At 60.4% G+C, this 12,300-nt stretch carries 16 protein-coding genes; 3 read left to right on the forward strand and 13 right to left on the reverse strand.

Annotated elements, in window-relative coordinates; genetic code table 11:
- The first annotated feature begins 94 nt into the window (after nucleotides 1–94).
- Nucleotides 95–484 carry an META domain-containing protein gene (locus tag KUW67_RS04045; RefSeq protein ID WP_224823997.1) on the forward strand — a complete coding sequence of 130 codons (390 nt, stop codon included), beginning with the start codon at nucleotides 95–97 and terminating at the stop codon, nucleotides 482–484.
- Here the strand turns inward: KUW67_RS04045 and recO are convergent.
- From recO to folK, 12 genes are all read right to left on the reverse strand, one after another.
- Nucleotides 481–1,203: a DNA repair protein RecO gene (gene recO / locus KUW67_RS04050; RefSeq protein ID WP_224823998.1), complete on the reverse strand. Its 723-nt coding sequence runs from the start codon at nucleotides 1,201–1,203 to the stop codon at nucleotides 481–483. The two genes, KUW67_RS04045 and recO, sit on opposite strands and share 4 nt — an antisense overlap.
- Nucleotides 1,204–1,215: 12 nt before the next feature.
- Nucleotides 1,216–1,545 carry a DUF1491 family protein gene (locus tag KUW67_RS04055; RefSeq protein ID WP_224823999.1) on the reverse strand — a complete coding sequence of 110 codons (330 nt, stop codon included), beginning with the start codon at nucleotides 1,543–1,545 and terminating at the stop codon, nucleotides 1,216–1,218.
- Complete coding sequence (gene era, locus KUW67_RS04060; protein ID WP_224824000.1) at nucleotides 1,542–2,453, reverse strand: GTPase Era; 912 nt, start codon at nucleotides 2,451–2,453, stop codon at nucleotides 1,542–1,544. The genes KUW67_RS04055 and era overlap by 4 nt, the downstream gene beginning before the upstream one ends.
- Entirely contained in the window at nucleotides 2,450–3,136 is a 687-nt protein-coding gene (gene rnc, locus KUW67_RS04065) for a ribonuclease III (RefSeq protein WP_224824001.1), read from the reverse strand. Before rnc ends, era begins: the two co-directional genes overlap by 4 nt.
- Nucleotides 3,133–3,972, reverse strand: coding sequence for a signal peptidase I (gene lepB, locus KUW67_RS04070; RefSeq protein ID WP_224824002.1), 840 nt, complete (start codon nucleotides 3,970–3,972; stop codon nucleotides 3,133–3,135). The genes rnc and lepB overlap by 4 nt, the downstream gene beginning before the upstream one ends.
- Nucleotides 3,973–4,026: 54 nt before the next feature.
- Nucleotides 4,027–4,425: a holo-ACP synthase gene (acpS, locus tag KUW67_RS04075; protein ID WP_224824003.1), complete on the reverse strand. Its 399-nt coding sequence runs from the start codon at nucleotides 4,423–4,425 to the stop codon at nucleotides 4,027–4,029.
- Between the two features lie 9 nt (nucleotides 4,426–4,434).
- Entirely contained in the window at nucleotides 4,435–5,949 is a 1,515-nt protein-coding gene (locus KUW67_RS04080) for an alpha/beta hydrolase (protein ID WP_224824004.1), read from the reverse strand.
- A 3-nt stretch (nucleotides 5,950–5,952) separates the two neighbouring features.
- On the reverse strand, nucleotides 5,953–6,708 hold the full coding sequence (locus tag KUW67_RS04085; protein ID WP_224824005.1) for a pyridoxine 5'-phosphate synthase: 756 nt from the start codon (nucleotides 6,706–6,708) through the stop codon (nucleotides 5,953–5,955).
- Nucleotides 6,709–6,735: 27 nt separating this feature from the next.
- A complete protein-coding gene (locus KUW67_RS04090; protein ID WP_224824006.1) occupies nucleotides 6,736–7,395 on the reverse strand; it encodes a DUF2062 domain-containing protein in 660 nt (219 codons plus the stop codon).
- A gap of 11 nt (nucleotides 7,396–7,406) precedes the next feature.
- Nucleotides 7,407–9,545 (reverse strand): bifunctional (p)ppGpp synthetase/guanosine-3',5'-bis(diphosphate) 3'-pyrophosphohydrolase, encoded by a 2,139-nt coding sequence (locus KUW67_RS04095; RefSeq protein ID WP_224824007.1) that lies wholly within the window; start codon nucleotides 9,543–9,545, stop codon nucleotides 7,407–7,409.
- Nucleotides 9,546–9,578: 33 nt separating this feature from the next.
- On the reverse strand, nucleotides 9,579–9,932 hold the full coding sequence (gene rpoZ, locus KUW67_RS04100) for a DNA-directed RNA polymerase subunit omega (protein WP_224824008.1): 354 nt from the start codon (nucleotides 9,930–9,932) through the stop codon (nucleotides 9,579–9,581).
- 67 nt (nucleotides 9,933–9,999) lie between these two features.
- Complete coding sequence (folK, locus tag KUW67_RS04105) at nucleotides 10,000–10,599, reverse strand: 2-amino-4-hydroxy-6-hydroxymethyldihydropteridine diphosphokinase (protein ID WP_224824009.1); 600 nt, start codon at nucleotides 10,597–10,599, stop codon at nucleotides 10,000–10,002.
- Nucleotides 10,600–10,695: 96 nt separating this feature from the next.
- Here folK and KUW67_RS04110 point away from each other — a divergent pair, with 96 nt between their 5' ends.
- Nucleotides 10,696–11,268, forward strand: coding sequence for an NYN domain-containing protein (locus tag KUW67_RS04110; protein WP_224824010.1), 573 nt, complete (start codon nucleotides 10,696–10,698; stop codon nucleotides 11,266–11,268).
- A 106-nt stretch (nucleotides 11,269–11,374) separates the two neighbouring features.
- Nucleotides 11,375–11,941 (forward strand): hypothetical protein, encoded by a 567-nt coding sequence (locus KUW67_RS04115; RefSeq protein WP_224824011.1) that lies wholly within the window; start codon nucleotides 11,375–11,377, stop codon nucleotides 11,939–11,941.
- Here KUW67_RS04115 and KUW67_RS04120 read toward each other — a convergent pair.
- Complete coding sequence (locus KUW67_RS04120) at nucleotides 11,896–12,297, reverse strand: dihydroneopterin aldolase (protein ID WP_224824012.1); 402 nt, start codon at nucleotides 12,295–12,297, stop codon at nucleotides 11,896–11,898. The genes KUW67_RS04115 and KUW67_RS04120 overlap by 46 nt on opposite strands.
- Nucleotides 12,298–12,300: the final 3 nt, after the last annotated feature.

Consider the following 12,300-nt stretch of genomic DNA (forward strand, 5'->3'; position numbering starts at 1 on the left):
TTCTACGTCCTAACTTGCGATTTGGTTCACTTTGCCTCTCAAGCGCGCCGTTTTCGCACTGGACCGCACCCTCGCTCCCCCGCACAAAGGAGCCATGAAACTCCGCATGGCTCTCCTTGTTCTTGCCCTTGGCGGTTGCCTCGCTGACGAGACAATCTCGGGCTACGCGCCCGAAGGCGCGATATTCGCACTACAAAGCATCGACGATAAACCGTTTGACGCCTCGGCCACGATTTCGTTTCCCGCTCAAGGTCGGGTCGCGGGCCAAGCGCCGTGCAACAGCTATTCCGCGATGCAGACTGTCCCTTACCCGTGGCTCAAGGTCGAAGCGATTGCGGTCTCCAAACGTGCCTGCCGCGACCTCGTAGCCGAGCAAACCTATTTCGCTGCCCTCTCGGGAATGACCCTCTCTGAGGTGTCTGGCACGACCCTGATCCTGTCGAATGATGCGGGTCGCAAGATGGTCTTCACCGCTCAGAATTAACGCGCCAACAAGTCGACCAGCCGCTGCCGCGCAGGCGGCAAAGGGCGATCCCCAAGTGCGGGCACCAAACGGGTTTTCAGGAAATACCCTGTCATGCGCAGCCCTTCGCGGATTTCCTCGTCCGGCGCGGGTCCAATGCCCAGCAAACACGGCGGCAGCGGCAACAGCTTATCCGCCCAAACGCCCGCGCCCTCCGCCGAGACCGCGCGCCCGGTTTTTGGCGACACATAAGCCAGATCATCCACCGCCCCTGTCGCTGCACACTCGGTCAGATCAAGACCAAAGCCCATCTCTTCAAGCAGGGCCAACTCCCAGCGCAAATAGGCAAGCGGCCAGGCATCAGTCTGCCCCAGCAAATCCATCAATGTGATGGACTGCTGATAAAGCTGCGGATGCGCCTCCCGCTCTGGCAGCGCAAACGCCAGCAGCGCGCAGATCGCATTCAGCCCGGCCAGCGCCAACCGGTCGCCCATCACAGCCGCTGCACGCGACCGCACCGGCTCCACTGAATAGCTGCCCAAATGCTCTTCCAGCCGCGCGCGCCAGCTGACATCCAGCTGCGCGCCCGGCTGCAAAACAGGCGCAATCTTGCGGCTGGTGCCGCCGCGCACGACACCTGCCTGAAGCCCATGCTCTTCGGTAAAAACGTCGATGATGACAGAGGTCTCTCCGTGCCTTCGCACGCGCAACAACGCCCCTTCATCCCGCCAATCGACCATGGCGCTATCCCATCACGCCAGCGATGGATCGTCCAGCAAATGCCGCCCTTCGCGGTCCTCGACCTCGATCACCCAGATATCCGGATCGAACGACCGTTGCTTGGCGACGGACCCGTCGATCTGCTGTTCAGAGCCTGAAACCAACACGTCCCAAACCCGCTCTCCGGTCATCAGGTTGAAGCTGCGGTGATAGAGCGTCGCGTTGCCGTCCAGCGTGTTCAATTTGATCAACACCGCGCCCGCCGTCGCATCGCCTTTGCTGACGATCATCGCCGGAATGCCCAACGCTTCCAGCCGCATCCGGTAAGCGTCGACCCAGAAGCCGCTGGTCAGACGGCTCATGAATTCCCGTCGCGGAAGTTCAGGCCCATTTCATCATACCGCTCAGACTCTTCCAGCCAATTCGGGCGCACTTTCACCTGCAAGAACAGATGCACCTTGCGGCCCAAAAACTCTTCCAGTTCCTCGCGCGCGGCCTTGCCGACCGCTTTGATCGTCTCGCCCTTGTTGCCCAGAACGATGCCCTTATGCCCGTCCCGCATCACGTAAATCAGCTGGTCGATCTTGGCTGAGCCATCCTTGCGCTCTTCCCATTTCTCCGTCTCGACGGTCAGCTGATAGGGCAATTCCTGATGCAACCGGAGGGTCAGCTTTTCGCGCGTCGTCTCTGCCGCGATCATGCGCAGCGGCAGGTCGGCAATCTGATCCTCGGGGTAGAGATATGGCCCTTCCGGTACCTCGCCCGCAAGCCATTTGCGCAGGTCATCCACCCCATGCCCCTTCTCGGCCGAGATCATGAACGTCTCTGAAAACGCATAAAGCTCATTCAAGTCTTTCGTCAGCGCCAGGAGCACATCTGATTTCACCCGATCAATCTTGTTGATCGCAAGCGCCACCCTCTGCCCGGTGGCACGCTCCTCAAGCGAGTCGATAATCGCGCGCACGCCATCCGTGATCCCACGATGTGCCTCAACCATCAGCACGACCACATCGGCATCCGCAGCGCCACCCCAGGCCGCCGCTACCATCGCGCGGTCCAGCCGGCGACGCGGGCGAAACAGGCCCGGCGTATCGACAAAGACAAGCTGAGACGACCCTTCCATTGCCACGCCGCGAATACGCGCGCGCGTCGTCTGCACCTTATGCGTGACGATAGAAACCTTCGCGCCAACCATCCGGTTCAGCAGCGTCGATTTACCGGCATTCGGTTCCCCGATCAGGGCCACAAATCCTGCGCGTGTGTCTGTCATTTGGCACCCTCCAACCGGGCCAGCATCGCGCGGGCGGCGGCTTGTTCGGCATGACGTTTCGAGCCTGCCTCGGCCTGCTCGGCCTCGCCGCTTTGCAATGTCACTTCAATCACGAACTGAGGCGCGTGATCCGGCCCCGTCCGCTTTGCAATCTCGTATGTCGGAGGCTGCTGCCCCCGCGCCTGCACCCATTCCTGCAGGGCCGTCTTGGGGTCGCGCGCATCCGCTTCCACCGTGCGCACACGATCCCCCCAAAGCCGCGTCACAACTTCGCGCGCCGCCTCAAATCCGCCGTCACGATAGACGGCGGCAATCACCGCCTCCATCGCGTCGCCCAGCAGCGCTTCCTTGCGCCGTCCCCCTGACAACATCTCGGACCGGCCCAGTTTCAGCACATCACCCAGCCCGACCTCTCGCGCGACCTCGGCACAGGTTTCCTTGCGCACCAACGCGTTAAAGCGCGGAGCCAACTGCCCCTCCGCCGCGCCTTTGTCGGCGAGCAACACCGCCTCAGCCATCACAAGACCCAACACGCGGTCGCCCAGAAACTCCAACCGCTGATTGTCGCTGCGATTGGGCGAGGACATCGACGCATGAGTGACCGCGCGGACCAGCAGGTCGGGGCGCGCAAACTGATGCCCCAAACGGCTTTCAAACGCTTTCAGGTCACCCGACAGCTTCACTCGATCGCCTTGAAGAAACGGTCCCCGCGCCACGTCCAGAAAAAGAACATAGACCGACCCGCGGACGAGAACATGACACGATCTGCACGCCCGATCAGGTTCTCATACGGCACAAACCCAACGCCACGCGCGGCCAGCGGAACGCGGCTGTCGGTGGAATTATCGCGGTTATCCCCGATGAACATGTATTCACCCTCAGGCACCGAGTAGACGGGCGTGTTATCCAACACGCGGTTGCCCACGTTCAGGATGTTATGCGTGCGCCCGTTCGGCAGTGTTTCGCGCTGGCGCGACTTCAGGCAGACAGCGCCTTCACCAACCGGCCCGTTTTCACATGCCGGATAGCGACCCTGCGGACCTTGACGCTCGTAAATCTCTTCGAAATTGCCCGCATCTTCGACGGGTACAGGCTCTCCGTTGATATGCAAACGGCCCTGCCGCATCTGGATCGTGTCACCAGGCATCCCGATCAGACGCTTGATGAACTCCGCTCCATTGCCGGGATGGCGAAAGACGATCACATCGCCACGCTCAGGCTCACCACCCCAAAGGCGTGTGTTATCTCCGTCAAACATTCCGCAAACATCCTGCGCGTCGATATCAATGCCAAATTGCGGCAGGCGCAGGCTGGGGCAGGACGCGTAGGAATAGCCGTAAGCCATCTTGTTCACGAAGACGAAATCGCCAATCAAAAGCGTGTCTTTCATCGACCCGGACGGAATCCAGAACGGCTGGAAGAACAGCGTGCGAAAGATGCCCGCGATCAGTAACGCATAGACAATCGTCTTGATCGTCTCGATGATCGGATTTTGCTTCTTTTCAGCCGTTTCGGCCATATTCCATACTCCGCTCGACAGGTGGTCGCTTCATGGGTCGCGGGCGGTGCGGAGTCAAGCAGGCCGCGCCTCAATGACCACAAAGGCGCTGGCCCAAGGGTGATCATCCGTCAACGTGACGTGAATGATCGCCTCATGACCCTCGGGGGTCATCTTATCCAGCCGGTCCTTCGCCCAACCGGTCACATGCATCACGGGCTGCCCGGTGCGCAAGTTGCTGACCGACATGTCCTTCCATGCGATCCCCATGCGCAGCCCCGTGCCCAGCGCCTTAGAGCACGCCTCTTTCGCGGCCCAACGCTTGGCATAGGTGCCCGCCACATCCTTGCGGCTTTCGGATTTGCGCTGCTCGGTCTCGGTGAAGACGCGGTTGCGGAAGCGGTCGCCAAAGCGGTCCAGCGTGCCTTGAATCCGCTCGATATTCGCAAGATCAGTGCCGATGCCTAAAATCATGCGCCCCTCTTAGCCCGCCGCGCTGAACAAAGGAAAGGTCACGCCCAGTGACCAAGCCAGGATCAGCCCAAGGCCCAACCCCGCCGCCAACGCGCCCTGATGCTGCGCAACCCAGCGGCCCATCAGCCCGTAGACGATGAAGAACAGCAAGATCACGGGCAGGATGATGATGAGAAAGAAGAGCCCCTCGAAATCGAGCGCTACCGCTGCTGCGAGCGACAGGAAAAACGCCGCCCGCGCGACCAAGCGGTGCCAGAACGGCGCGCGTCCTCCGGCAGTGGTCAGCGCGTCAGCCACCATGAATGGCACCGTCCCTAGCGCCAGAACTGCCACGATCAGCCAGCGCGTGCCGTTCGGTGTGAAATTCGCCGCATAGCGGTCCAGCCCCATGCCGAATGCGCCGATCCCCCAGACCAGCAAAGCGATCAGTCCGATCCAGCCCATCCGGCCAAACGGGACGTTGAAATATCGTAGGATCGCCAGCTGTACTACCCCGTAGATCAGCAAATGCACCATCAGGTAGTCGGCGACCAAAACCGGCAGCGCTCCTATGTCGATCCACATCGCGGTCAGTGGTGCGATCACCGCTGGCACGCCGCTTGCAATCAACAGCTGTCGGGTCTCGAGCGGCACCCGCCGCCCCACGACCTGCGGCAGAAACGCGGCCAGCGCCCAGGCCATCGCCACGATAGCGCCCAACAACAGCGCGATCCAACCGCCTGTCATTGCCAGTTTCGGCTCGGAACTGCGCCCATAGGACCGGTCCAGCCATGCCACCGCTTCGCGCAAACCCGTGGGGCTATAGAGCACGCCAACATGCTCCACATTCGGGGCAACGACCGCGCGGCGAATCAAATCACCCGCCTCCACCGTATCGCCTTCGCCTGCGCCCGGCTCAACCGCTTGCATCGCGTCCACCGCCGCGTCGCGCAACATCGGTTCCCAATCGCCGGTGATCATAAGCAGGTCCGTCGGAGCCTGCCCCGTCACAGCTTGGGAGAACATCGAGATGCCGATCACAGGCCCCACCCGCGCATCCGCAAGCGCCGCCCGCGCAATCACATCCGTCGCCATCGAGTGCCCGAGCAAGGCCACCGACCCATCCCACCCGGTCTCTGCAATCGCAAACGTCATTACGCGTCGCGTCTCGTCGATCAGACGCTGCGTGGTGCCTTCGATCTTGTTCACATCGCCGGACATCGGCACCGGATTTCGCCCATGTCCTTCAAAATCAAAGGAAAACACACGGTAGCCAGATTGCGCGATGCTCAGCGCGTAAGCCTCCATCAGTTGCAAAGACCCGGCAAAGCCATGCGCCACGACGACCACCGGGCCATCCGCTTCGGGCTGCGCATAAATCCGCACGGGCGTGGTTCCGGCAAACGCTTCAGATATCTCCACGCCAGACCGCGCGCCTTCCAGACGCACCAGCGACAGCAGAATACAGGCCAAGGCAACGCAGAAGATCAGCGCGCGGAACACCGCCTTGCGCAAAGCGCTAAACGCCGCGTCACCTGCGCGCATGGCTTAATCCGCAACCCCGGCACGGGCGGCATCCATAATGCCCCGCATCTTTTCAATCGCAGGGCCAAGGCCCAGAAACAACGCCTCACCCATCAGGAAATGCCCGATGTTCAACTCCATGATCTGCGGCAGCGCGGCAATCGGCGGCACGCAGCCATAGGTCAGCCCATGGCCCGCATGGACCTCGAGCCCCAGATCATCCGCAAAAGCCGCCATGTCAGTGAGACGTTTCAACTCGTCGTCACGCTCTTCAAAGCGGCCCTCTGCATGGGCGTCGCAATAGGTGCCGGTATGCAATTCGATCACTTCGGCCCCAATCCGGTGCGCCGCCTCGATCTGGCGTTGATCGGCAGCAATGAAGATCGACACCCGCGATCCGGCCTCTCGCAAAGGCGCGATGAACCCCGCCAGCTTGTTTTCTTCGCGGGCCACTTCAAGACCGCCCTCGGTCGTGCGTTCTTCGCGCTTTTCGGGGACCACGCACACCGCATGAGGCTTGTGCCGCAGAGCAATCGCCTGCATCTCGTCCGTGGCGGCCATCTCGAAATTCAGTGGCACATTCAGCGCCTCCATCAGCGCATCGATATCCGCGTCGCGCATGTGGCGTCGATCCTCGCGCAGATGCGCCGTGATCCCGTCCGCGCCCGCAGCCTCGGCAATCGCGGCGGCGCGCAACGGGTCCGGCACAGCGCCCCCGCGCGCATTGCGCAGCGTGGCGACGTGGTCAATATTCACACCCAGTCGGAGTTTCTCAGCCATGACAGGTCCTTCCTCTTTGGGCAGAACCTAGTCTGCGGATTTGCCCGCGTCAGCCTTTTTGATCGCTTTTTTCTTCAGCTCGGCCAGCTTCGCCGTAAGCCGCCCCTTGCGGCGCTTCTGATAGGCGCGGATCACCGGGACGGACAGGTAGTAGACGACCGTCGCCGTGATGATACCGGGGATCAGACCGCCGACCATATAGGGAAAGAAAACTTCATCATAGAAAACAGTCAGGCCAGTCCAATCGACCTCCTCATGGGTGAAGATGGCCGTAAAATTGTGCCACAGGTCCCAACCGGCATCGACAAACTTGCCGCCAAAAGACCGCTCCGAGGCTTGCTCTGCCGCGTCCGTGCCAAGGATCCAGTCGCCGAAGGTCAACGACACGACCCCAATGGGGACATAGGTCAGCGGATTGCCAAAGAATGTCGCCATGAGCGAGGCCAGCACATTGCCGCGCATCACAAACGCAAGAAACGCCGCGATAAAGAAATGTAGCCCGTAGAAGGGGGTGAATGTGGTGAACACACCCGCCCAAATGCCCCGCGCGATCTTTTCGGGCGTGTCAGGCAAGCGCCGCACCCGGTGCTTGACGTATTCAAACGCACGCGCCCAGCCGCCGCGTGGGTAGACGAAGTCCAGAATGGCCTTCGCGACCGAGCGCCTATCCCGACGTTTGAATACCAAAGGTTACGTTCCTACTCCGCCGCTGCTGCGGTCAATGACGTCTCGGGGTCCCTGCGTCGTGCAATCGACGCCACATCGCTTTCTGCCTCTAGCGCGGTCATCACCGTGTGCAGATGTTCCACATCGCGCAGGTCCACATCTATCATCAGTCTGTAATAATCTGGTTTACGATCCACGAATTTTAAGTCGCTGATATTGGCCTTTTGTTCGCCGATCAATGTGCAAATCCGTCCCAGGACGCCCGCATCATTGCTGATCACGACATCCAGCGTGACCGTATAGATCGCACGGTGGGTGCCGGTATGCCATTGCAGGTCGATCCACTTGTCCAGATCATCCTCAAGAGCGGCCAATCTCGTGCAATCAATGGCATGCACCAACACGCCTTCGCCGCGCTTTGTGATGCCGACAATCCGCTCGCCCGGGACAGGCTGACAGCAACCCGAGCGTTTAAACGACTGATCCGGTGACAGACCCACAACCGCGCGCTGCTCATCCACAACATCGCCTTTGGTGTCGGCCAGTTCAGGGTAAAGCGCGCTGACCACGTCATGGGCCGTGATCTCCGCACTGCCCAAACGCGCAAGCATTTCTGCGCGCCCCGGGATACCCAACCTCTTCGCCGCCGTGTTCAGCGCCTTGTCCGAGGCTTTCTTGCCAATATGCTCGAACGCCACGCGGGCCAGTTCCGCGCCCAGCTTCATAAAGCGCTCGCGGTCTTCTTCGCGCAGGGATTTGCGGATCGCGGCCTTGGCCTTGCCGGTCACCGCGATATCAATCCACGTCGCCTGCGGGCGCTGGCCCTCGGCAGTGATGATCTCAACCGATTGGCCGTTTTTCAGACGTGTCCAAAGCGGCACACGGATCCCGTCCACCTTGGCACCAACACAAGCGCTGCCGATCCGAGTGTGGATCGCATAGGCAAAATCAATCGGGGTGCCACCGCGCGGCAGCTTGAAAACATCGCCTTTGGGCGTGAAGCAAAAGACCTTGTCCGAATACATCTCCAGCTTGACCGCTTCGAGGAATTCATCGTGATCCTCCGACATCTCGAACCGTTCGGTCAGGCCGGCGATCCATTTAGCAGGGTCCACCGCAAAGGGGTTCTCCGCCCGCACACCATCGCGATAGGACCAATGCGCCGCGACCCCGGCTTCAGCCACCTCGTGCATCTGGCGGGTGCGGATCTGCACCTCTACCCGTTTGCCATCGCGCCCCGACACGGTGGTGTGCAACGACCGATAGCCGTTTGATTTCGGCTGACTGATGTAATCCTTGAACCGCCCCGGCACCGACCGCCAGCGCTGGTGGATCGCACCCAGCACGCGGTAGCAATCTTCCTCGCTGCCGGTGACGATCCGGAAGCCATAAATATCAGACAGGCGCGAGAACCCCTGCTCTTTCTCCTGCATCTTGCGCCAGATCGAATAGGGCTTCTTGGCACGCCCGAAAACATCCGCCTCAATGCCCGCCTTCTCAAGCTCCAGCCGCATGTCGCCGGTGATCTTGTGCATCACATCACCGGTTTCGCGCTGCAACGTGATGAACCGCCGGATGATCGACGACCGCCCTTCGGGGTTGAGCACGCGAAACGCCAGATCCTCCAGCTCTTCGCGCATCCATTGCATACCCATGCGGCCCGCGAGCGGCGCAAAGATATCCATCGTCTCGCGCGCCTTCTGGGTCTGCTTTTCCGGGCGCATCGACTTGATCGTGCGCATGTTGTGCAAACGGTCGGCCAGCTTGACCAGGATCACCCGCATGTCCTTGGACATCGCCATAAAGAGCTTGCGGAAATTCTCGGCCTGCTTCGTCTCGGTCGAGGATAGCTGAAGGTTTGTCAGCTTGGTGACCCCATCCACCAGCTCGGCGACTTCCTTGCCGAAATGATCGGCCACGTCCCCATAGGTCGAGCGCGTGTCTTCGATCGTGTCATGCAGTAGCGCTGTAATGATCGTCGCATCATCCAGACGTTGCTCTGCCAGAATGGCAGCCACAGCGACAGGATGCGTAAAATACGGCTCACCGGAATGGCGATACTGGCCGTGATGCATCTCTTCGCCGTACGCAAAGGCATCGCGGATCAGAGGTTCATTTGTGCGAGGGTTGTAGCTGCGGACCAGCTCGATCAGATCATCGTCTGTAATCATCTGGTCCGCGCCTTCCCAAGGCCGGGTGCGGCCTTACTTTTGCCCTTGCGCTTCCATCAGCGCGCGCAGCAGTTTCTCTTCCGACATATCGTCATCGGCGGGCTTGTCGGCCTCGGCCCCCATCAGAAGCGCCATGGCGTCTTCATCAGGCTCGTCCACCTCGATCTGGGTCTGATTCGACTCGATCAGACGCTCGCGCAATTCATTGGCCGATTGGGTCTCGTCCGCGATCTCACGCAGGGACACGACGGGGTTCTTGTCATTGTCGCGATCCACGGTAATAGCTGCGCCGCTTGAGATTTCGCGCGCACGATGGGCTGCGAGCATAACAAGCTCGAACCGGTTCGGAACCTTATCGACGCAATCTTCGACGGTGACGCGGGCCATGGGACACTCCACTTGGACAGGACTTAGAAAGTCTGGTTTTAAGGGCTGAGCGGCAGAAACACAAGCCTTATTGGCCGTCGCCCATCGGCACGACCGCAGCCCGATCTTCCTCAGGCAGCTTGTCCAGCAGTCCCGCTACGGTAACGCCCAGAACCGGATGCGTCCAGTCCGCTGCGATATCGGCCAGCGGCACCAGCACAAACGCCCGATCCTGTAGACGCGGATGCGGCAGAATCAGCTCATCAGGGGCGCGAAGTTGTTGATTTTCCACAGAAAGCGCTTGCCACGCTTCTTGCGTCTCCAGATCGGGATAGACCTGCGCCCCCAAGGCCAGCAGATCAATATCCAACGTCCGGCTCGCCCAGCGCTGCGCCCGGTCGCGGCCAAATTCGGTTTCCACCTCGTGCAAAACCGCCAGCAACTCCCGCGCCGTCAGGTCACTGCGAATTTCCGCGCAGGCGTTCACATAGTCGGGACCAGCACCCGCCGGAAAACAAGGCGTTTGGAAAAACCGGCTTTTTTGCAGTATTGTCAGACCTGCATCGGAGAGCTTTTTCAGGCCAAGACGGAGGGTTTCCTCCGGCGATCCAAAGACTGAGGTCAGGTTGCTGCCCAGCGCAATTAGCGCAATTTCAGTGGCGGAACCCTGCTCATGGGGTTGAAGCATTTAGAGTTTCCCGTATGTAAACTGAGTAGTTTCGCTGACCATTTACCACTCACGAAGACCACTCACAGGCGAAACTGCATATCGAAAGGAAATTTGATGTTCTATCAAGGCGAACGGCTTGCGCTGTTCATCGATGGATCGAATCTCTATGCCGCTGCAAAGTCGCTGGGGTTCGACATCGACTACAAACTTCTCCGCCAGGAATTTATGCGGCGCGGGAAGCTCTTGCGGGCGTTTTATTACACGGCACTGCTTGAGAACGACGAATACTCTCCCATCCGTCCCCTTGTGGACTGGCTCCACTACAACGGCTTTTCCATGGTCACCAAACCGGCCAAGGAATACACCGACAGCCAGGGCCGCCGGAAGGTCAAAGGCAACATGGATATCGAGTTGACCGTCAACGCGATGGAGCTTGCGCCCCATGTCGATCACATCGTTATCTTCTCAGGCGATGGTGATTTCCGACCCTTGGTCGAAAGCCTTCAACGTCAGGGCGTGCGCGTCTCGGTCGTCTCCACGATCCGCAGCCAGCCGCCGATGATCGCAGACGAGCTGCGCCGCCAATGCGATAACTTCATTGAGCTGCAAGAGCTTAAGGACGTGATCGGGCGCCCCCCGCGCGAGCCGCGGGAAGACAGCCCGCGCGAAATGGCGGAACAGGACTAAGAGATTGGGCGGGCCTTCGGGTCCGCCCTTTTTCTTTTAGACGCCCCCTTGTTCTTCTGCGTCACTCAGGGTTCCTTGCGACCATCAGATGTTGATGGAGACCGCAGTGACACGTTCGGAATTTTTGCGCAGCGCTGCGGCACTGGCCCTGACCGCTCCCCTGGCCGCATGTGCAACGACGGGGGCCTCAACAGTGCAAGACCCCGCACCTTTGGCCGATGCTCTTGCAGCCCTTGACCCAACCGTCAGCCGCGCTGAAGCCAACCGGGCCGCAGCATTGGCCTTTCGCCTTGCCGCCCAACTGGCCCGCGACTACCAGGTCACCGATCCACCGCTGATCCATAATTCAAAAGTCCATGCTGGTCTGCGCGACCGAGGTCTGTGCAACCATTTCGCCGAAGACATGCTGGCCCGCCTGCGTCAGGAAAGTTTCCAAACTCTCAAGCTGCATTGGGCGACGTCGCCCTCGACCCCGCTCCGCATCGTGCACCACGCCCCCGCAATCAGTTCAGCAAATGGCACGTTCCGGGACAGCATCATTCTGGATGCGTGGCGCAATTCTGGGCGGCTGTTCTGGGCTCCGGTCTCAGAAGACACCCGCTATAACTGGATGTCGCTCCAAGAGGCTCAGCCGGTGCTGCGCGCAAGGCGCGACCGCACCGCCGCTAGCTGATCGGCAGGCACCACCAACCGCACCCCAAGCGAGCCAGCGCCTGCCAGCACCGGGCTTTTACGCAAGGCAATATCGACCGCTTCGATCTCGGCATAGCCCGCGCATGCCTCGACAATCCGCGTCATCAACCGCTCTTGCGTATGATAATGCCCGTCGCGCGCCAGTCGGTCGATCTCCACCACAAGCGGGTCGTAGTCAAAAACGCGATCCATCCCATCGGCGTCGATAAAGACCAGCTCCGGATCAATCTTCAGTGTCAGGTCCAGCACATGCGCATCCGGCACAACATCGCCCGGCCCATATGTGCCGATATCGCAGGCTATCACCAGATCGCGCAACTCCACGGTGCTTTGCAAAAC

It is taken from the genome of Cognatishimia sp. MH4019, assembly GCF_020177595.1.
Taxonomy (GTDB): Bacteria; Pseudomonadota; Alphaproteobacteria; order Rhodobacterales; family Rhodobacteraceae; genus JAHTBL01.